The sequence below is a fragment of the Chryseobacterium gotjawalense genome, from assembly GCF_030012525.1.
GTDB lineage: Bacteria > Bacteroidota > Bacteroidia > Flavobacteriales > Weeksellaceae > Kaistella > Kaistella gotjawalense.
Map to the genome: position 1 here is coordinate 2,518,567 of NZ_CP124855.1, position 21,842 is coordinate 2,540,408.

The 21,842-nt window shown below is 37.7% G+C and carries 16 protein-coding genes; 9 read left to right on the plus strand and 7 right to left on the minus strand.

Translation table 11 applies throughout. The features are described from left to right. Positions 1-37: 37 nt before the first annotated feature. Both QGN23_RS11465 and QGN23_RS11470 read right to left on the minus strand, forming a co-directional pair. The gene (locus QGN23_RS11465) at positions 38-1,657 is read right to left on the minus strand and encodes a SusD/RagB family nutrient-binding outer membrane lipoprotein (protein WP_282904436.1); all 1,620 of its coding nucleotides are present in this window, start codon (positions 1,655-1,657) and stop codon (positions 38-40) included. 30 nt (positions 1,658-1,687) lie between these two features. Continuing rightward, entirely contained in the window at positions 1,688-4,666 is a 2,979-nt protein-coding gene (locus QGN23_RS11470) for a SusC/RagA family TonB-linked outer membrane protein (protein ID WP_282904437.1), read from the minus strand. 112 nt (positions 4,667-4,778) lie between these two features. Between QGN23_RS11470 and QGN23_RS11475 the strand changes: the two genes are divergently transcribed. After that, positions 4,779-5,369, plus strand: coding sequence for a ribonuclease HII (locus QGN23_RS11475; RefSeq protein WP_282904438.1), 591 nt, complete (start codon positions 4,779-4,781; stop codon positions 5,367-5,369). Between the two features lie 259 nt (positions 5,370-5,628). Here QGN23_RS11475 and QGN23_RS11480 read toward each other — a convergent pair whose 3' ends face one another. The 3 genes from QGN23_RS11480 to QGN23_RS11490 form a co-directional block, all read right to left on the minus strand. Further along, positions 5,629-7,176, minus strand: coding sequence for an IS1182 family transposase (locus tag QGN23_RS11480; RefSeq protein WP_282906372.1), 1,548 nt, complete (start codon positions 7,174-7,176; stop codon positions 5,629-5,631). 122 nt (positions 7,177-7,298) lie between these two features. Continuing rightward, a complete protein-coding gene (gene yidC, locus QGN23_RS11485; RefSeq protein ID WP_282904439.1) occupies positions 7,299-9,110 on the minus strand; it encodes a membrane protein insertase YidC in 1,812 nt (603 codons plus the stop codon). 164 nt (positions 9,111-9,274) lie between these two features. Beyond that, positions 9,275-10,882: a CTP synthase gene (locus QGN23_RS11490; protein ID WP_282904440.1), complete on the minus strand. Its 1,608-nt coding sequence runs from the start codon at positions 10,880-10,882 to the stop codon at positions 9,275-9,277. A gap of 212 nt (positions 10,883-11,094) precedes the next feature. On the opposite strand from QGN23_RS11490, the gene QGN23_RS11495 reads away from it, so the two are divergent. From QGN23_RS11495 to QGN23_RS11515, 5 genes are all read left to right on the plus strand, one after another. Continuing rightward, positions 11,095-11,622, plus strand: a complete 528-nt coding sequence (locus tag QGN23_RS11495; protein WP_133439456.1) for a YceI family protein — start codon at positions 11,095-11,097, stop codon at positions 11,620-11,622. Positions 11,623-11,715: 93 nt separating this feature from the next. Then, entirely contained in the window at positions 11,716-13,062 is a 1,347-nt protein-coding gene (gene radA, locus QGN23_RS11500; protein WP_282904441.1) for a DNA repair protein RadA, read from the plus strand. A gap of 73 nt (positions 13,063-13,135) precedes the next feature. Then, a complete protein-coding gene (locus tag QGN23_RS11505) occupies positions 13,136-13,366 on the plus strand; it encodes a hypothetical protein (RefSeq protein WP_282904442.1) in 231 nt (76 codons plus the stop codon). Continuing rightward, positions 13,356-13,700 (plus strand): type II toxin-antitoxin system PemK/MazF family toxin, encoded by a 345-nt coding sequence (locus QGN23_RS11510; protein WP_282904443.1) that lies wholly within the window; start codon positions 13,356-13,358, stop codon positions 13,698-13,700. Before QGN23_RS11505 ends, QGN23_RS11510 begins: the two co-directional genes overlap by 11 nt. Further along, entirely contained in the window at positions 13,700-14,272 is a 573-nt protein-coding gene (locus QGN23_RS11515) for an acyl carrier protein phosphodiesterase (RefSeq protein ID WP_282904444.1), read from the plus strand. Before QGN23_RS11510 ends, QGN23_RS11515 begins: the two co-directional genes overlap by 1 nt. Here the strand turns inward: QGN23_RS11515 and QGN23_RS11520 are convergent. Both QGN23_RS11520 and QGN23_RS11525 read right to left on the minus strand, forming a co-directional pair. Beyond that, positions 14,269-14,784, minus strand: coding sequence for a DUF6702 family protein (locus tag QGN23_RS11520; protein WP_282904445.1), 516 nt, complete (start codon positions 14,782-14,784; stop codon positions 14,269-14,271). The genes QGN23_RS11515 and QGN23_RS11520 overlap by 4 nt on opposite strands. Positions 14,785-14,862: 78 nt before the next feature. Further along, the gene (locus QGN23_RS11525) at positions 14,863-18,108 is read right to left on the minus strand and encodes a S8/S53 family peptidase (protein ID WP_282904446.1); all 3,246 of its coding nucleotides are present in this window, start codon (positions 18,106-18,108) and stop codon (positions 14,863-14,865) included. A 167-nt stretch (positions 18,109-18,275) separates the two neighbouring features. Between QGN23_RS11525 and QGN23_RS11530 the strand changes: the two genes are divergently transcribed. The 3 genes from QGN23_RS11530 to QGN23_RS11540 all read left to right on the plus strand — a co-directional run bounded on the left by QGN23_RS11530 (position 18,276) and on the right by QGN23_RS11540 (position 21,746). Continuing rightward, positions 18,276-18,854 carry a HupE/UreJ family protein gene (locus QGN23_RS11530; protein WP_282904447.1) on the plus strand — a complete coding sequence of 193 codons (579 nt, stop codon included), beginning with the start codon at positions 18,276-18,278 and terminating at the stop codon, positions 18,852-18,854. Between the two features lie 80 nt (positions 18,855-18,934). Beyond that, the gene (locus QGN23_RS11535) at positions 18,935-21,307 is read left to right on the plus strand and encodes a M1 family metallopeptidase (RefSeq protein WP_282904448.1); all 2,373 of its coding nucleotides are present in this window, start codon (positions 18,935-18,937) and stop codon (positions 21,305-21,307) included. Between the two features lie 160 nt (positions 21,308-21,467). Next, on the plus strand, positions 21,468-21,746 hold the full coding sequence (locus tag QGN23_RS11540) for a co-chaperone GroES (protein ID WP_133439465.1): 279 nt from the start codon (positions 21,468-21,470) through the stop codon (positions 21,744-21,746). The last annotated feature ends 96 nt before the right edge of the window (positions 21,747-21,842 follow it).

A 21,842-nucleotide genomic window follows, 5' to 3' on the forward strand; every position in this document is an offset into this window, starting at 1 on the left:
GGAGTGGTTTAAGAAATATATACTTAAAAAAAGTATTCTATTTGTAGATAAACGGCGTTGTAGCATTTTTGGTAAATACTTCAGCCTGTGATACAACTGGAACATTAGCACTATTACTAGAATATTCAGCTGATGGATATAGAAGTCTCCAAGGTTTGTTAGCTTTAACTGTAGTTGTAGCTAGTGGAGTTTCTGGATAACCAGTTCTTAAGTAGTTGATGTAAGACTCGATTCCATTGTAATTCATTAAAGCAACCCATCTTTGATATTGGATAGCAGCAATTTTATTATCAACAGTTCCAGCCCATCCAACTTTAACTTTGGCTGCTGCGCTTGCGATATATGCGGTTGCTGCAGCATTTGCTGCTGTAGTATTAGCTGCCGCTGGATCAACTTGCGTATAATCAAAGATAAATGAATATCTGATTCCTTGTTCAAAATGAGCCTGATCTCCTGCAAATCCAGCATAACCTCTTAGAGCTGCTTCAGCTTGTAAGAATTCACTTTCTGAACGTAACATCAAGAATCCATTTGCACTAGCGCCACTTGCTGGAACAAAGTTTCCACCCAAGAATGAGAAGTTACCGATAACTGGTTTTCTATCATTAACAGTGTAGCCAAGAAAAACTTTATAGTCATCATTGGTCATTCCTTGAGGGAAGCCATAGTAGCCTGTTGCTCCACCTGCTGCAGTACCGTTGTACTTGACACCAGTGGTGAATAAATATCCGATTCTTGAATCTGTAACTCCACTGGTAATTTTTGATGGATCACCTTGTAATGATTTTACAGCATGATCTGAAGCTGTCATCAATTGGTATGCTTGAGTATCAACTGCTCCCGCATATGTAAGTCTACCAAAGTTTAAATACAAAGGGTTTTGAGTATCTGCAGAAGCATTACTGTAACCTGGATTAATAGTAACGTCACCAGAAATATAGGAAGCACCTGCAAGAGCGCTAATAATTTGATTTCTTAGTGCGATACCATCGGCGTTAGTAGTATTTGCAAGGTGAATTGCATATTTCAACATTACCGTGTTACAGAATTCGTTCCACTTCACCATATTTCCTTTGAAAATTGGATCAGAAGTAGCTTCTACTTTAAAAGCTGCGGTTGCAGGAGTACTGGCAATTAGAGCTCTTGCTTCAAGAAGTTCAGCAACTAAAGCTTTGTAAATATCAACATCTTTGTCGTATTTTGGAGTTGGATTATCAGACTCTTTGAAAGCTTCAGAAAAAGGAATATTACCATAAAGATCAACTAAAATCTGCATGTAATAGGCCTTTTGAATTTTTGCTATTGCTACATAGTTTGGAGCCGTAGCGCCAAAGTCAATAATTCTTTGAAATCTTGTAACCGCTTTGTACGTATCCGTAAATATAGTTTGACGGTATGTAGTTGTGATATCCAAGTTAGATTCCGTAGTAAACGGATTTCCAAATGTGGCGAAATTTCCTGACCAAGCGTTGGTCCATGCATTTCCTAATCCGTTCATCGTTCCAGCTTGAACTGCGTATGCAGTAACAGAAGCTCCCGATAATCTCAAGCCTGGCGTAGCCTGGTCTGCCAAGACTTTGTTTGGGTTTAAATTATCATCTAATCGGCAAGAAACTAATGCTAGACCAACAAATGATAATAAAATATATTTTTTCATATTGTTAAATTAAAAATTAAAAATTAAATATTAGAACTTAAGGTTTAGCGTTGCGCCATAAACTTTCGTACTAGGGTACTGCGTACGATTAGCAACACCTCTTGCATTACCTGAATAATAACTGGATTCTGGATCTGCGTAATCTAAGTTATTATCTGCGAATTTTTTGAAAGGATTTCTTGCATGTAATCCAAATGTAATCTCTTCCAATCCGTATGGTTTAACCAAGGTCTTAGGTATACTGTATGATAAAGATATTTCTCTAATTTTAAATGCTTGACCGTCAGTTAGAAGATTTTCTCCGTAGGTAGAGAAAATACTACTGTAGTAGGTAAGTAGAGAACCGTAGCTTGTACCACCGGTATAAACAGTTGTGTTTGGTTTGTATCCACCCGCTCCGTCAGAAATTACTGAGTTTTCCATAATGAATCCACCGTTTTCACGAACAACTTCACCAGAGTCATATAATGATCCGTTAAATGCTAATCCACTCTTAACGTCTGCTATGAATTTAGCTCCGTATCTATAATCGGCAACTGCTCCAAGTTTGAATCCTTTAAATGAAACATTGGTGCTGAAATTATAAATACTTTTTGGCGCTGCACTTCCAGCATTCTCTAGAGAAGAAGTAAGTAGAGGGTTACCATTTGCAGCATTGATAATAACTCTACCTTGGTCATCTCTTTGCATTTTTGATACTTTGATCAATGGGAAAACCGATCCTTTTTGTGCATAAATACCCCAAGTTGTACCAGCAACTAAAGCGATCTCATTTACACCCTCCATAATTTCCTGAACAATGGATTCGTTGTAAGAATAACCTGCATTAATCTCCCATTTGAAATCAGAAGTCTTAATTGGTACTAATCCTAAATTGATTTCAGCACCTTTTGACTGCATTTTTGCGATATTAATTTTCTTTGTATTAATCCCTGCAGCTGAAGAGCTTGTTTGATTGGTAATCAAATCTTTAGTGTCCTGCTGATAGATAGATCCACTAACTCTAACTCTGTCTTTTAAAAATCCTAAATCAAGATTTACCTCGCTGGTAGTAATAAACTCTGGACGGATGTTTGGATCTGTCTGAACCATACTGTTTCTGTAAGAGTTTACGCCACCGAATGGATATCCTGCTACAACTTCAGTTGTTTTATTGATGTCATACCATCCTATGGTGTTAGAGTTTCCTACTTTAGTCCAGTTTCCTGAGATTTTCATGTAATTTACAAGATCTCCTCCAAAATTGAACGCTTTAGTTGGAACAAATGAAACTCCTACAGATGGGTAAAAATAAGAGTTGTTTTCCACAGGTAATTGTGAAGCCCACTCATTTCTACCGGTTGCATTTAAGAAAAGGAAATTCTTATATGCTAAATCTAAATTTGCAAAAACCGCATGAGAATTCCTTCTATAGCTTTCATTTATTAATGCAGACGCAGATAGGGGTTGAGTAACATTGGTCATTACATAAACTCCTGGTACAGCTAGATTGGCTCCACCATTTTGCATGATTGATAATCTGTGTTCCTGATAGTTATGACCAAGATTTAATTTAAGGTTTACATCGCTTGTTAAATCGTAATCAAAGTTTAACAATAAATCACCATAGTAATCAAAACTGTTTCTGTCATCTACAAATAATGCAGAAGTTACATTTTTCAACTGTGATGCAGCAGCGCCATTATATTTTGCTTTTGACCAAGCATCTCTGTGACTGGTGTTTTTAGAAAAAGTCCCTTGTAAGTTACCTGTATATTTAACATTTACGTGTTCGTTAATATCATAACCAGCACCAAGATTTGCACTATAGTAATCTCTTGTATAATCCTGTCTTACATGTTTCATTCTCCAGTACGGGTTCTGGTAGTAGATATTGTACGTATAAGCAGTTTCTTCCGAGATACCTTTGTAAGCTGTAATAGGAATGTCTGGTGCAGATTGTAATAAACCCCAATACAATGAATCATTAGTAGTTTCATCATACATACTAGTTGTTTGGGAAAAATCGGTTCTGATATAATTCAGACCCCCGTCAAAAGTGAATTTGTTTACTTTCGCACCTCCTTTGAATAAGAATGAAGTCTTATTAGATTTATCTCCATCAATAACAAAGTCACGCTTGGTATTGTTCAAACTCAATAGCGCGTATTTTCCTTCGCTTCCTGCATTTAAAGTAATACTGTTGCTTAAAGTTGTACCCATTTGAAAGAAGTTTTTCACTTCGTTCGGTCTTGCGATATAAGGAGCAACAATTGCAGCTGGGTTATCGCCTGTTGTAGGTAAACCTGCATCCCATCCAATACCATCTAGAGTGATGAATCCGTCACCATTGTAATCATACAAGGGAACACCATAAGCGGTAATACTACCGTCAAAAGCTGGTCCCCAAGCACCATTTTCATACTGATCTCTGGCTTTGTCCCAGCCTTGACCATATTTCATTTGTCTCTTTGGAACAAAGGCTACTGATTCAAAATCAACAGTTCCGTCGTAACTTACGGATAGCTTATTTTTCGCACCTTTCTTGGTACTTACTATAATTACACCATTCACACCGTCAGCACCGTATAAAGCAGCACCTTGTGCTCCTTTGATTACGTTAATCGATTCGATTAAATCAGGTGGAAGAGATCCAAGTACAGTAGCAGAAGAGATTACATTGTCTATAACCACTAATGCGTCGTTGTTACCTGAAATACTACGCAGACCTCTCAATTGAATTGAGTTGTTACTGTTTACTGAACTGTTGTTTAGGTTAATCTGTAAACCAGCTACCTTACCTGTTAAGGCTTGAACAGCATTCGAGTTTCCAGCTTGATTCAGTTCTTCAGCGGAGACTACCTGTTGTGATGATGTTACCGCGTCGGCTGTTTTCTTAATGCCTAAAGCGCCGGTAATTATAACTTCACCGATGTTTTGCGTTCTAATCGTGTCTTTTTTCTGTGCATTTACCAAAGCAAATGACGCAGTCAAAACTACAGCTAAAACGCTTGTTGTTAGTTTCTTCATATCAAATTAAATTTTTTCATTACAACAAAAGTGCAAACTTTTTGTAATATGACCAAACATTTTGTTAATTAATTCTTAAAAATTTTATAGTTTTACACTTATATTAGATTTAATGGAATTATTGAAAACCTTCTCCGGAAGTTATTTAGAAGCTGGATGTGATGAAGTTGGCAGAGGTTGTCTCTGTGGACCAGTAGTAGCTGCAGCGGTTATTCTCGATGAAAATTTTAACCAAAATTTGGTTAACGATTCTAAAAAATTAACATTTAAGACCCGCATGGCGCTCGATGATTATATTAAAGAAAATGTGAAAGATTTTGCCATTGCAGAGCTTTCTCCAGCCTTTATTGATGAGCATAATATCTTAAATGCAAGTATTCACGCGATGCATTTGGCTTTAGATCAACTGAAAATACGTCCGGAACTTCTTTTAATAGATGGAAACCGGTTTCATCCTTATCAGTTGATTGCACATCAATGTATTGTAAAAGGTGATTCTAAGATTCTTTCTATCGCGTGCGCTTCTATTTTAGCAAAAAATTACCGCGATCAACTGATGATTGAGCTGCATGAAGAATTTCCAGAATATGGGTGGAACAAAAATATGGGATATGCGACCAAACAACACCGGGAAGCCTTAATCAAATTTGGGCCTACGATTCATCACCGGAAATCTTTCAGGCTGGATTACGGCATAAGTTGAAATTAGGAAACAGGCAGTTGGGGGTTACCTTTTTTATCCATACTTACGGACTTAACTTTTTATACGTATGAAATGAATTGTTCGTACAGACGAAAAAAAATTTCGTACGTACGAACGATGCCTCTTTTATGGGCAGGGATTAAAGGAAAAGAAGCCGTCTCAAAATAAAATTTGAGGCGGTTTTTAATTTTCTTTTTTAAGACGTTAAATTTTTAGATGATAATGTGGTTTTTCAGAATAGTCTAAAAAAGTGCTCCATTTAAGCACTTTTCTTTCTTAGATTATGTGCTAAAGCGTGTAATCCGAACTCCAGTTCTGCTTTTTCTATTCCGATGTGCGTAAAACGCTTGAAGTTCCGGTTGGATTTGATATGCGCGAATACAGGCTCTACATCGGCAGTGCGTTGTCTGCGTTTTATTTCACCTAGTTCACTTAAGAGATTTTCCCGAACTCTGTCCTTATGCCGTTCTAAATTTTGGTTCCGTTCTATTACTCTGTTTCCCTGGGCTTTATGGCAAGTCCCTCGCAGCGGGCAACCATTGCAGTTTTGAGCTTGGTAAAGTGAGCTTGTCTGAGCATAGCCGCTTTTGGTTTTTCGATTTCGGTTGGTGATTTTGTTCATTGGTTGTCCCATCGGACAGATGTATTGATCTTTCTCTTCGTTATAATAGAGTTTATCGCGATGGAAGTCCTCGTTGATTTTCTTTCTTTTCGATTTTAAAATCCCCTGTTCCTTATCGAAGGTGTTGTATTTTACGAAGGTTTCTATATTTTTTTCTTCCAGAAAATCATAGTTTTCTTCACTGCCGTAACCTGCATCAGCGGTGAGTTCTTCCGGTAAAAACTGATAAAGATCTTCAAAAGTATTAAGGTGTGGTTTGAGCGTATTTAAATCGTTGGTGGTTTGGTGCAAACTATAATGAATGACGAACTGGGATTCGGAACTTACCTGCACATTGTAGGCGGGTTTAAGCTGCCCATTCTGCATATGATCATCTTTCATGCGCATAAAGGTAGCGTCGGGATCGGTCTTGCTGTAGCTGCCACGACCTGCTAAAAGTTTTTCCTGCTCCTCGTATTTATCCAGGTTCTGAGAAAAATTCTTTTGAATGTATCTCAGTTTTGCCTTTGCTTTAGTAGAAGCCTTCGGGTTTTTGCTGATAATCTCTTCTATTTTCTTGGCGGTCTTCTCTATTTTATCTTTATCGATGGTTTTAAACTCCGGTGGCGTAGGATCGCTGTCTTCTTCATCAGCAATGCTTTGAGCATAGTTCCACATTTGCTCAAGTTGCTCTGCCATCTTTTCTTTTCTGGTTTTAATGGCATTGCCCCAAACAAAGGTGTACCTCCCGGCAATAGACTCTATCTTGGTGCCATCGGTAAAAACTTCTTTCAAACTAACGAGTCCTTCCTCGGCTAATAACAGGACGACCTGTTTAAAAATATCTTTGAAAATAGTCTTGAGTTTCTTGCTCCGAAAACGGGCAATAGTATTATGGTCTGCAACCTGTTGAGCCGATAGCCACATGAAATTAATATTCTCGCGCATCGCTTTTTCGATCTTCCTGCTGGAATACGTATTATCCATATAAGCGTAAACCATCACCTTAAGCATCATCTTGGGATGAAAGCTTGGTTTGCCATCTTTGCTGTATTCTTCAATGAGCAATTTCAGATCCAGTTGCTCAATTATTCCATTGACAATCCGAACCGGATGACTCTCAGGAATCAACTCTTCGATTGATGGCGGGAATAACCAGTTTTGTTGTTGGTTATAATCCTTAAATTTAATATTCATGTCATTGATTATCAATACTTAAAGATAATAAAATCTAATAATTTCACCAAAAAAAATGTAGAAAAAAAACAAAAAAAACCGTCTCAGTATTGAGACGGCTTCTTTGTAAATAGATGACAAGATAAAAATGCTTATTTTTTCTTTCCTTGATTTTGCTGCACTTTCTGTTGTTCCTGTGCTTTCTCCATCATTTCACGCATTCTTTTCTGGAATTTTCCCTCTTTTTTAGGTTCTTTCTGTTTGTTCATTTGAATCTGTGCATGAATCTTTTTCTCATCCAAAATCCAATATTTAATGACCAAAATAATTAAAATATTAATGGCATTCGATACAAAATAATACCAGGATAAACCTGATGCAGAAGTATTCAAAAAGAATAAGAAGGTAATCGGGAAGATGTACATAATCACTTTCATATTCGGCATTCCTTCCTGAGTCGGTTGCTGAATGTTTCCTGCCGTCATTATCGTATAGATTAAAATCACCACTGTACAAGCAATTGCGAAAATACTTAAATGGTCTCCTAGTAATGGAACACTGAATGGCAGTTTAATCACATCATCATAAGCTGTTAAGTCTTTAGCGAACCAAAAACTTTTTCCGCGTAAGTCAATCATATTCGGGAAGAAACGGAACAATGCGTAGAAAATCGGAACCTGAATTAATCCCGGCAGACAGCCCGCCATTTGATTTACACCGGCTTTCCGGTAAACAGCCATTGTTTCCTGCTGTTTTTTCATGGGATCCGCATTTTTGTATTTTGCGTTTACCTCGTCGATTTCCGGGCGAATTACCCGCATCATCGCACTCAGTTTATGTTGCTTGAACATCACCGGTGACAAAATGATTTTCACGATAATGGTCATCAGGAAAATAACCCATCCTGCTGCAAGGCCCCAACTTGAAATTAAATTATACATCGGGATAAAGAACCATCTGTTCAATGTTCCGATAAATGACCAACCCAAAGGCAGTAATTCATCGAAGTTTTTGTCGTAAGATTTTAATAAAGGTAAATCTAATGGCATAAAATACCATTTAAAATCCTGATTCAATTCTCCTGCTGCCAAATCAACCTGGCCATTGAAATTGAATTTCTTTACAAACTCGCCTTCATTGATCGTGTCTTGGGAACCGTGAGCGTTTTTGAAACCATGTTGTGGCTCGATCACCATCGAGAAAAACTGTTGTTTAATTGCTAACCAGTTCAGCGTTTCTTTCGGCTCTTCCATCGTGGTTCTGCCGTCATAATCAAAACTTTTGTAATCATTAAAAGTATAATTGAATTCGGTATGGGTCTGCTCCTGAGAACGGCCTTTTTCCATTTGTCTTGCGCTGAGATCCCAGATGAAATCTGCTTTGGAATCAGAAACCAGTTGCGCCAGATTTTGTGTTTTTACATTAAAGTCGACCGTGTATTTATCTAACAATGTATAAATAAACTGTATCACCGCACCGTTCACATTAGCCTGCATCGTTACCGAATTTCCGTTTTGAGTCGGAGCAAAAACTAAATCTTTAGTGTTAAAGGTTTTTCCTGATTTATCTTTAAACTGAAAACCGTACGATGAATTATTTTTATCAAAAAGCAGAAGCTTCTTATCATTGACATCGGTTTTTTTATCGTAAGCCTTATACTGGTTTAATTCCACGGTAGTAAGTTGGCCACCCAAAGTCGAAATTTCTAAAGTCAGTTCTTTGTTTTTCAGCTCTACCTGCTGTATCGACGTGGTTTTTACGCTGTCGTTCAGGTTGGTTACCATTGCCGGTTTTGTGACGTTGGCTGGCGCTGTTTGCTTTACCTCGGTTTTATTTTTGGCTTCTTTTAATTGTTGTTCAGTGGCCTGCTTGTTTTGAAAGTAAAACATTGCGCCCATAATAATCATTGAAAACAGTGCGAAAATGATCAATTGATTTTTATCTAAACCGTTATTTTGCTGCATTTTAATTTATTTGAATTTTAAAATTTTGGGTTTGAAAGTTATCCGTTTCTTCCCTTTTAATTTTGGGTGACAAAAATACTGAAATTTTTGGCAATGAAGAATTTTTTGACTAATGATTTAAAAACAAAAGAGATAAAAAACATTTTGTCTTTTATCTCCTTGTCTTATTTTTTAGAAGCTGCTTTAATCAGCGCCTTAAATAAAGGATGTGGCGAGGCAACCGTACTTTTATATTCCGGGTGATATTGTACACCGATATAAAAAGGATGGTCTTTCAGTTCCAGTGTTTCGACCAACTCTGTTTCAGGATTAAAACCGGTGGGAACCAAGCCGTTTTTTTCAAATTCATCCCGGTATTCCGAATTGAATTCGTACCGGTGACGGTGTCTTTCTGAAATGTTTTTCGTGCCGTAAATCTCATTCAGTTTGGAACCTGTTTTCAAAGTGCATTTCCAGGCACCCAATCTCATGGTTCCACCTTTTTCAACCACATTTTTCTGATCTTCCATTAAAGAAATTACAGGTTCCGGCGTGGAAGTGTCGAATTCCATAGAATTGGCTTTTCTGTAACCAAGAACGTTTCTGGCAAATTCGATGGTCATAATCTGCATTCCCAAACAAATTCCCAATAAAGGAATATTGTTTTCCCGGGCGTATTTTGCAGCTTCAATTTTCCCTTCAATTCCACGGTCCCCAAATCCGGGAGCGATCAGCATTCCGTCGATTCCGGCAAAAGTTTCTGCAACATTTCCGCTGTCGATATCACCGCTGTAAACCCATCTTACCTTTACTTCGGTTTCCAAATCAGCGCCGGCGTGAATAAACGATTCCGCGATGGATTTATAAGAATCCTGCAATGAAACATATTTTCCAACCAGAGCAATCTCAACTGATTTTTTGGGGTTTTTATATTTTTTAAGGAAGCTTTTCCAGTCTTTTAAATCAGCCTGTTTATCAGATTTTAAATTAAGTTCCTTTAAGACAACATCATCAAAATCCTGCTTTTGCAAATAAAGTGGAACTTCATAAATGGTTTCCAAATCTTTACATTCAATCACGTTTTCCAAAGCTACGTTACAGAACTGAGCCAATTTCATTCGCTGTTCTTTGGGAATAATATGCTCCGTTCTACAAACCAAAACATCAGCCTGAATCCCGGATTCCATTAATTGACGGACAGAATGTTGGGAAGGTTTTGTTTTCAATTCACCACTGGCAGCCAAATACGGCAACAGCGTCAAATGAATAACCATGGAATTGTGTTCGCCCAGTTCCCATTTCAGTTGGCGCACACTTTCAATATAAGGAAGTGATTCTATATCGCCTACAGTTCCACCAATTTCGGTGATGATGATATCGTAGTTTTGTTTCGCCAGCATTTTAATCCGGCGCTTAATTTCGTTGGTGATATGGGGAATAACCTGCACGGTTTTTCCCAGGAAGTCCCCTTTTCTTTCTTTTTCAATAACGGTTTGGTAAATTTTACCGGTGGTTACGTTGTTGTTTTGAGAAGTATTGGAATTCAGGAATCTTTCGTAATGTCCGAGATCCAAATCGGTTTCTGCGCCGTCTTCGGTCACGTAACATTCTCCGTGTTCATAGGGATTTAGCGTTCCCGGATCAATATTAATGTAAGGATCAAGCTTTTGGATGGTGACATTGAATCCTCTCGATTTCAGCAGTAAGCCAAGTGAAGCAGAGACGATTCCTTTGCCTAAAGAAGAAGTTACACCGCCAGTTACGAAGATGTATTTCGTGTTCTTTTTGCTCATTAGTTTAGGTTTTGGCAAAGTTAGCGTAAAAACTTTAACGGGGCAATTAGGTTACTTCAAAATTTAATTAAATACATTCATTCAGATGAATTCTTCCCGGGTATGACACATGAGATATGTCACGCCATAAAGGGCTGAAACATGTTTAACTTGGTCTGGTAATTGAGCTCTAAACTATAGTTACACTTCAGTAACTGATAAATATTAAAAAAATGAAAAATTCATTACAATCAATTCTTGTATTAGTTGCCTTAACGCTTGTTGGTTTTGTAAATGCGCAAAACATTACGGGGAAATCTACAACAGTTAATATTGCCGGGACTTCACCAATGCATGATTGGGTGATGAACGGATCTGAAGCGAGCTTCACAGGAAATGCCAGTGGAAACACCATTACCAATGTGAAATTCACAATGCCGGTAAAAAGCCTGAAAAGCACCAAAGGAAAAATGATGGATAACAAGGCCTATGGCGCATTGAAATCCGACAAATTCCCCAATATTATCTTTGCTGCACCAACATTAACAGTTGGAAAAGGAAATTTAGCGGGTAAAATGACAATCGCAGGGGTTACCAAAGAGGTTAACTTTCCTGTTACCGTTACGAAAAACGGCGCGTCTTATCATATAACAGGTACGGAAAATATGAAATTGTCAACGTACGGAATTGAAAGACCTGGTTTCATGGGCGTGAAAACCGGTGATGCTATTAAAGTTACCGTAAACATCGTAGCCAACTAATATTTTTTATTACAAATATCAATAACCGCTTTTTTGGCGGTTATTTTTTTGCTGAAATCTTAATAATTCAAAAAAAAGCGGGAAATTCGCAACATGGCAAAAGTGAAAACAGCATATCTGTGTCAGAACTGTGGGTCGCAGCATCCGCAGTGGTTGGGACAGTGCAAGAATTGTGGCGAGTGGAATACTTTGGTGGAAGAGATTGTTGAAAAATCTCCCGCGAAAAGTTTTTCTGACCGGTCGAAACAGCATATCATCAATATTATCGAGGTTGAAACTTTCGAAGAGCCCCGAATTACAACGCCTTCTGAAGAACTGAACCGCGTTCTCGGTGGCGGAATTGTTTTGGGTTCCGTGACTTTAATTGGGGGCGAACCTGGAATAGGAAAATCGACCTTGCTGCTCCAGTTGGCACTGAAAATGAAGAAAACTATTCTTTATGTTTCCGGTGAAGAAAGCGCATCCCAAATAAAAATGCGCGCTGACCGACTTACGGAACTGCAAAATCCAAACTGCTTTCTTTTTACCGAAACCTCGGTGGAAAAGATTCTGCACGAAGCTAAAAAGCTGAAGCCGGATTTTTTGATTGTCGACTCTATTCAAACATTACAAAGCCAGTTGATTGAGAGCTCGCCCGGAACGGTTTCGCAGATTCGGGAATGTTCGAACGAGATTATTAAGTTTTCTAAAGAAACCAATACGCCGACTTTTTTAGTCGGACATATTACAAAAGACGGCCAGATCGCAGGTCCGAAAGTTTTGGAGCACATGGTAGATGTGGTGCTGAATTTTGACGGTGACCGAAATCATTTGTTCCGATTATTGAGAGCGAGTAAAAACCGTTTCGGGTCGACGGCCGAAATCGGGATTTATGAAATGGTTTCGCAAGGTTTAAAGGAGATAAAAAATCCTTCTGAGATTTTGATCACCAAGAAATTCGAAGAACTTTCCGGGAATTCTGTCGCGGTAACTTTAGAAGGAAACCGTCCGATGCTGATAGAAATTCAGGCATTGGTAAGTACCGCAGTTTATGGTACGCCGCAAAGAAGTTGCACCGGTTTTGATTCGAAAAGGCTCAATATGCTTTTGGCGGTTTTAGAAAAAAGAGCCGGTTTTCAGTTGGGCGCGAAAGATGTTTTCCTGAATATTACAGGCGGAATAAAAACGGGAGATCCGGCTTTGGATTTGGCGGTGGTGGCTTCGATTCTCTCTTCGAATGAAGATATTGCGATATCGGAACATTTTTGTTTTGCCGGAGAAATCGGGTTGAGTGGAGAAATCCGTCCGATTCCGCAGATTGAACAAAGGATTTCGGAAGCAGAGAAATTGGGTTACGAGAAAATATTTGTTTCTAATTTAAATAAAATTCCGAAAAAGAAATATGGGATTATTGTGGAAGAAGTGAGTAAGATTGAGGATTTTCATGAACGGCTGTTTTAGATAGATCACGAATGTGTAAAAAGGATATACTTTATGGATATTAAATTCATATATTTGTGTAAAATTTGAATCAATGAAAGTGATTTCTTTAAAAATAGATGAATCCATTTTTTCGGAGACAGAAGATATTTTGAAAAAATATAAAAAGCCCAGAAACAGATATATTAATGAGGCTTTAGATTATTATAATAAGATGCAGAAAAGGGAAATTTTGAAGGCGAAGCTTTTGAAAAGTTCTTTGTTGGTACGGGAAGATAATTTGGAGATTTTAAAAGAATTTGAAAGTTTAGAAAATGATTTTTAATCAATTTGAAATTTGGATTGCAGATTTGAATCCACAAATCGGTACTGAAACAGAAAAGACAAGACCTGTTTTAGTGGTACAAACTAATTTGCTTAATGAAATAGAGCATACTTCTACCATTATTTGTCCGATCACCACCAAAATTAAAAATGCTGAATTGATCCGTGTTTTTTTGGATGCGAAAACAACAGGTGTTTTTGAGGACTGCGAAATTATGATTGATCAAATCAGAGCATTAGACAATACGCGGTTTATTAAAAAAATTGGAATGGTTTCTCCTCAAATCATTGAGGAAGTAAAAACCGGACTGAAAATAGTACTGGATTTAGATTGATGAATTACCTCGCCCATTCCTATCTCGCCTTTACCGATGAACAGATCGTTGGTCAGTTTTTGGAAGATGTTATTCCGAACAGAGACCGCTTTTCTTTCCCCGAAAACATCCAGGAGGGAATTACGCTGCACCGGAAAATCGATACTTTTACCGATGCCCATCCGGAAATCAGTGAGGCGAAGAAAATTTTCAGTCCGCTCGTAAGATTGTATTCCGGTGCTTTTGTGGATGTGTCGATGGATTATTTTCTGGCGAATTCGTTAGCCGATGAGGTTTTGAAAAATCACGCCCAAAGGGTCTATCGGGTTTTGCGGAAATATCAGGAACTGCTTCCTGAAAAATTAATAAGGATGGTCGATGGTATGGAAAAAGACAATTGGCTTTATAATTACAAAGAAGATTGGGGAATCAAATATTCGATTCAAAATGTATTGAATAAAGCCAAATATCTGGAGGAAGACCTACCTGTTTTTGAATTATTTATAGCTAACAAACCACAACTGCAACAACATTTTGATCGGTTTTTCCCCGAACTTTTCGAGTATGCTCAAAAAGTAAATTCTGAGTTTTAAAACATTTTATACAAATACCGGTTCGGGTAATTCAGTCTGTCGCTTTCCCGTTTCCTGTTCACGATGATATGAATGATATTCATCTGATCATCAAAAAAATTATAGAGCAAACTCACGGCAACTTCTACTTTTTTGGGTGGATTCAGCGTTTCAGATTCTAAGTAAATATTAACTGATTCACTGTTTTCTTCAAAACCGATATAATTGATTTTCAGGAATTTATTGTCTGTTTTTACTTTCAGGTATTCTTCACAATATTTCTTTAGTAATTCATTAATCTGCTGTTTGTATTTTGCATCATCAAAATGAACTGCTTTTCCGTATTTTTCTTTCAGCGCATTTTCCAGATCATCCAGAAAAAATTTCCCCGTAATTTCAAAAGTTCTTGAGGTAGGATTATAATTAAACTCTACTGAGCCCACATGATATGGATGGATTCTTGTTGACCAGGAACTTAAACTCAGCACTAGAAAGGCAGTTGCGCAAAATAAAAGGAATCTTTTAAATGTCATGGAGGAACAATTTTAAACAAAGATAAAAAAAGTGGCAATCTTTCGACTGCCACTTCAATATAAATTATAGAATTGAATTTATTCTTTAATGATTTTTTTGGTCAATTTAGAATTTCCATCCGTTGTAATTTCTACGATATACATTCCTTTTGAAAGTTTGGAAACATCAACTGAACCAGAGTTATTTACGGTAGCCGTTTTAACAACTTTTCCCGATAAGTCGAAAATTTTCACGTTTCCTTGCTTTGATTTAAGGTTAATATACAGAACGTCTTTAACCGGATTTGGATAAATCACCACTTGATCCTGTTTCGTATCTGTCGCTGCCAAGAAAGAGGAACTTGTTCTCACAAAGAATCCACTGAATCCTGTTGTATCAATTGTTACTTCCCAATAACGGTAAGTAGGATTCCATCTCACGTTTTCAGTGCCTGGAGTTAAAGTTACAAACCCGTTGGTATAAGATGCGATTGAACCTGAGTTATCAGAACTTGTTCCAGCAAATTTATCAATCAGAATGTTTGATTTTCCTTCATTGTCATTTGGTGAAGCTGGCAATTTTTTTGAATTCGTTGCGTTGTAAGCGTCGAATTCAGATTGCTCGAAATATAAAGTAACTTTTCCTGTCGCTGTTGCAGGATTTGTGGCTGGAGCGAATTCATATCTTCTTGCTACGTGGGTAGATTCCGGATTGGTCAACCAAACTTTTGCCGTAACATTTCCAGTGACCGTATTGGTAGCTGTTTTTTCTACCATTCCAACCAAATTGCAATTCGTAGTTGCATAGTTTTTGCCTTGTGCCGCCACGAAAGAAACTGTTTCATTTTGAGTGGCTAATGCTTTAATTTGAGGTTTGTCTTCATAAGCCATCGCTCTAATTCTGTAATCAGATGTTGACGGCGTCCAAGTTGTTCCGCCATCAGTAGAGAACATACTTCTATTGTCTAAGCTGATGTTTTCTCTTCTTAATGACATTGCTCCACCTGAGGCATCAATGGTAACATAAAAATCTTTTCCTGTTGTAACTGAAAGTCCAAACTGACTAAAGTCTACAGAGTTCCACGCACTTCTTTGAAAATCGTTTAGAAGAGAATTGTAAGTCTTGGAAGCCAGAACCTGTCCTGGTTTGCCATTTTCTACCGTTCTTACTGCAACCGTAACTGGAATATCACCCGATGCTCCGGAACCAGTGTAAAACAGTACAGATCCTAATTTTCCTGTAATGGTAGGTGTGTATTTTACCGCAAAAACATAATTGGTAGAAGTGGTATTACTGTCTTGAGTACTGATGTAGAACTGCTCATCATAAGCGATTGTTTCTGTTTCAGAAGTTTGACACCCGATTTCATCTGCCACAGTTTTATAAATATCTAATTTACCGAATCCCCATCGCGGATTAGGAATAGTTCCTGTCATAGCATCTTGTCGTGCATTTGCCGTAAGTTTTGCTTTTACTTCTGCAGCAGTTATATTAGGATTGGCTTGCAGAAGCAATGCTACCGCTCCCGCGACACCTGGTGAAGACATACTTGTTCCCTGGTTTTTTTTGTAATAAGTTCCATCAATATTATCAGCAGAAGTTGCTGCTAACATGGCGTCTGAAGACATTGCAGAAATTATATATTGTCCAGAAGCTGTAATGTCAGGCTTTTGGAAACCGTCTGCTCTCGGTCCTTGTGCGCTAAATGATGAAATGTTTTCAGCCAAATTGTTTGTAAGAGTATATCCTCCTGGAGTATCGTTTGATTTATAAGAGGTTAACCGTGCAATATAAGAAGCAACCGTAATTGCTTTTGTTGAATTACCGGGTGAACCCACAATATATTCGTTGTCAGCATCTGCCAAGATTGAAGCAGCGCCTTCTGTCACCTTATAGCCGTGAACCATCATCGGGGTGGAACCATTGTTGGTAAGTTCCATGGTATAAAGACCTTGACTGTTATCTGTAGTTCCTGAGTTTCTTGTAATTACAACCTGCACATATCTTTTATTATTGGCAGACGAAACCCAATTATAGACGAGAGCCGTGAATTTCCCATCTTGAATAGGATGAGAAGTCGTGGCTCCAGATGGAGATAGATAAACACCACCATCCGGTGAAGTTAATTTTGCGGTCACATCATTGTCATTACTTCCATACATATAAAAAGAAAATACAGATGAAAGTGAAGTATTACTTCCTGCAGTAATGCTGAAAGTTCCTGTAGAACTAGGTTCAATATTCACTTTTCTATGAAGATTTGTTCCATAATCATTTCCGGCAGAAATTACAGCAACACGGCCGGGACCTGAAGCAGTAAATTCATCAATTGCGATTTCATGTGGAGAAGTTCCATCATGAGCGCTTCCCTGACCACCAATACTCATGTTGAAGACGATGGGCTTGTTGAGCGCTGTTGCAACATTTTGAAAGTAAGTAATTGCATCAATTGTATTTGCTTGAGGGAACGATCCGTCCCCACCTTTTACAAAAACGATTCCTGCGTTAGGAGCAAATCCTCTGTGTCTTTTATCCGCAAAAGCGGCCCCGTTTCCCGCAGCTGTTGCTGAGACATGTGTTCCATGACCATTGATGTCTTTTTGTCTTACAAAATTTGCAGGGGTGCCATCTAATTCATCTTCGATTTGTGCTTTGGTATATTCTACTCCTTTTGCAAAACCTGCAGGACTGACCTCTGCGCCAGTTTTAGTTAGGGTCTGATCCCAAATGCTTATAATTCTGCTTTTAGTAGGGTCGTTTGGATCTCTAAAATCAGGGTGTTTCCAGTCAATTCCCGTATCATAAATTCCAACTAAAACTCCTTCACCATTATAATTCGTGTTATTTAATACTCCTTGTTGAAGTAGATTTGCTCCCGATTGAATACGGCTGGTATCATTATGCAATTCATCAAATTCTGGTGAAATGATGGAAATAACATCCTTCATTTGAGCCATTTTTTCTAAATCATCAATCGTTACCAGAGCGGTTACAAACTTTGGCAGCGTACTTTGTACCAAGATTCCGTTTGCTTTTAATTTTTCAGCATGCTCTGTGTAAACAATACAAGAATACATGGTCTGTGCTCCTTTTCCAGTTACTACGAGATGTTGATCCAGTTGTAAGCCTTTTGCCAAACTGCTTAACTTCTGTGCAGTTTGAGCAGTGTTTTTGCTTTCTTTAATAAGCATTTCAAATTTGTAGTCGATCTTTTGGTATTGTCCGAAGATGATCCCAAACGACAGTAAAAACAACAAGGCTAAGAAGTGCTTAACCTGTAGTAGTTTTATGTGCAAAGGTGCTCCTGAAAAAATTTCAAGTGAAAAAGGTATTTTTCTTTTCATGTTTAATTTAATTAATTTAAGTTTCGCAAAACTATCGAATTATTTAGTAATTAGAAAATATTATGACAGAATGCTCATGTAAATGTTCAAAAGATTGTTTTTTCCTTAAATCGCATTTAAAGTATTGATTTTTTGATTCAACTGTTATATGTTTACAAAAAAAATTAATGAAGGACTTTATATTCTATCTGAAACTCGGTTGGGAACATATTATTTCGTTGGATGCTTTGGATCATCAGCTTTTTGTTTTGGTCTTGGTGGCGGTTTATTCGTTAAAGGACTGGAAAAAAATATTGTGGATCGTTACCGCTTTTACGGTTGGTCATTCCATTACTTTAGCGTTAAGTATTTTAGATGTTGTTCGGGTGTCGGGAAAATGGGTTGAGTTTTTAATTCCGCTCACCATTGTGATTACCGCTTTGGACAATATTTTAATGAGAAACAGGCAGAATAATTTAATGAAAATAAATTATTATCTCGCTTTGTTTTTTGGGCTGATTCACGGGATGGGATTTGCGAATACTGCAAGAATGATGATGGCAAACGAACAGCATGTTTTTCTGCCGCTTTTGGGCTTCAATATTGGTTTGGAATTGGGGCAAATTGTTGTCGTTGCTGTAATTTTAATCATTCATTTTCTGTTACTTAACCTTTTTAAAGTCAACAAAAAAGACTGGATTATGTTTGTTTCCTCTGCTGTTTTTGCACTTTCTTTAAAAATGGCTTTGGAAAGAATTCCGTTTTAAAATGTTAAATTTTTTATTTATAATCCTATTTTTGTAACGAATCCTTAGTTTTGAATACTATTACTTAAACTTCCTTTACAATGAATTTCAAATATCTCATTTTCTCTCTTTTTATTCCTTTGGGAATTTCTGCACAGGATATTCAAAACAACCCTAAGAGTAATCACGGGAATAAGTTTGAACAGTTAGGTACTGTTTTACCAACTCCAAATGTGTATAGAACCGCTTCGGGAGCGCCGGGGCAAGGCTATTGGCAAAACCGCGCCGACTATGATATTACTGCTTTTCTGGATGAAGACAAAAGAAATTTGAGAGCTTCAGAGACCATCACTTATTTTAATAATTCTCCCGATGATTTAGAGTATCTCTGGCTTCAGCTGGACGAAAATGAACAGTCATCCGTAAAAAATGCGGGCTACCAATCAGAATCTACATTGCCGAAAATGGTAACGTCGGACAGATTAAAAGCTACAGATCTGCCGGAAAAAAACAATGGTTACGGTGTAAATTTAGAAAAAGTTACCGATGCTTCAGGAAGACCTTTGAAATATATCGTCAATAAAACCATGATGCGCATCGATCTTTCCACAGTTTTAAAGAAAGGAGAGAAGATCACTTTTAAAATCGACTGGAATTATAATATACCGGACCGGATTAAAATGGGCGGACGTGGAGGCTATGAATTTTTCCCGGAAGATGGGAATGATTTATATACCATCACACAGTGGTTTCCGAGAATGTGCGTTTACAGTGATTTCAAAGGTTGGCAGAATAATCAGTTTACCGGGCGGGGCGAATTTGCTCTGGTTTTTGGTAATTATAAAGTTGCCATGAATGTTCCTGCGGATCATATTGTGGCTGCAACGGGAACTGGTAAGAATTATGAACAGGTTTTAACTTCGGCACAACTTGCAAGATGGAAGCAGGCTCAAAATGCAAATGAACCTTTGGAAATTGTAACTTTAGACGAAGCGAAAAAAGCGGAAAAAAGCAAATCAAAAGAAAGAAAAATCTGGAAATTCGAGGCTGAAAATGTCCGTGATTTTGCGTGGACTTCTTCGAGGAAATTTATTTGGGACGGAATGAAAGTTACGATTCCTGAAAATAACAATGAGGTCATGGCGATGAGTTTATATCCGAAAGAAGCGTATGGTCTTTACCGGAAATTTTCAACACGCGCGGTCGCTCATACCATCAAAACTTACTCTGAATTCAGTATTCCTTACCCTTATCCCGTTGCTCAGTCCATCGAGGCAGCAAACGGAATGGAATATCCGATGATCTGTTTTAATTATGGAAGAACAGAAAAAGACGGAACTTATTCTGAAGGTATTAAAAATGGAATGATCGGCGTGATTATTCATGAAGTCGGCCATAACTTTTTCCCGATGATCATTAATTCCGACGAAAGACAGTGGTCCTGGATGGATGAAGGTTTAAATACTTTTTTAGAATATCTGACCGAGCAGAAATGGGATAGCAAATTCCCTTCCCGCCGTGGTCCTGCTTACGAAATTGTCGATTATATGAAGTTGCCCAAAGATCAGTTGGAGCCTATCATGACCAATTCTGAAAACATTGTGCAGTTTGGACCAAATGCGTATTCAAAACCTGCAACCGGACTGAATATTCTTCGTGAAACCATTATGGGCAGAGAACTGTTTGATAAAGCTTTTAAAACGTATTCCAAAAGATGGGCTTTCAAACATCCGGAACCGGCGGATTTTTTCCGTACGATGAATGATGCAAGTGCTGAAAATCTCGATTGGTTTTGGCGCGGTTGGTTTTATGGTATCGATCCTGTGGATATTTCTATTGATAAGGTTACGGTTGCTTCGCCGGATTTAGATTCTGCCCCAAAATCAAGAGAAGTTACTTATACAATTGAAAAACCGTTGCAAAGTGATTTTGAAGATATTTCGAAAATCAGAAACAGAGAAGATAAAACCATCACTTTCTATACCGATACCAATAAAGAATCCCAGGATTTCTACTGGCGGTACAACCGTGGTCAGGAAAAAGTAGATACCAAAAAAGAATATAAAATGAAGATGGATAATTTTGAGAATGTGCCTCAAAAAGAGAAATCGAAATTAGAAAAAGTCTATGCTTATCAAATTGATTTCAGCAACAAAGGAGGTTTGGTAATGCCGATTATTCTGGAATTTACTTTTGAAGACGGAAGTAAATTGAATGATAAATCTTCTGCACAAATCTGGAGAAAGAACGAACAGAAGGTTTCTAAAACATATTATTTTGACAAGAAATTAAAATCCATCCAGCTCGACCCGATGCGCGAAACCGCAGACATCGATACTTCAAATAATTTCTGGGGCGAAGTGCCTGAACCGACTTCGAAGTTTCAGGTTTTTAAACAAAAACAGGAAGGTGCTGTGCGTGGAGCTGCCAGCGGGAAGATTAATCCTATGCAGGCGGCAGGAAAGAAGAATTGATTTTAAAAGAAGTATATAAAGCCATTCGTATTTTGAATGGCTTTTTTTCTGCCAAAATTTCTTATTGATTAAACACTTAATGACAGATTTTCAGTTAAGCCGCTGTGGCATTGTTTTAGTGAATAAGAAAGCGTAACATAATAATTTAAACAAAAGTAATATGTCAGTAAAATTCAGACCATTAGCAGATCGCGTTTTAGTTGAACCGATTAAAGCTGAAACGAAAACCGCTTCAGGAATTATTATCCCAGACACCGCAAAAGAAAAACCTCAGGAAGGAACTGTAGTTGCAGTAGGACCAGGAAAAAAAGATGAACCGACTACGGTTCAGGTAGGCGACAAAGTGCTTTACGGAAAATATTCAGGCTCAGAATTAAAGTTAGATGGCAAAGATTATCTTATCGTAAAAGAAAGTGATTTATTGGGAATTTTGGGATAAAATAGTGGTGAAGAATACGATGTACAAAGTGCAAAGTATTTTTTGTTAATTAATATTTAAGAATCATTGTACATAATACATTAATACAATAAAAAA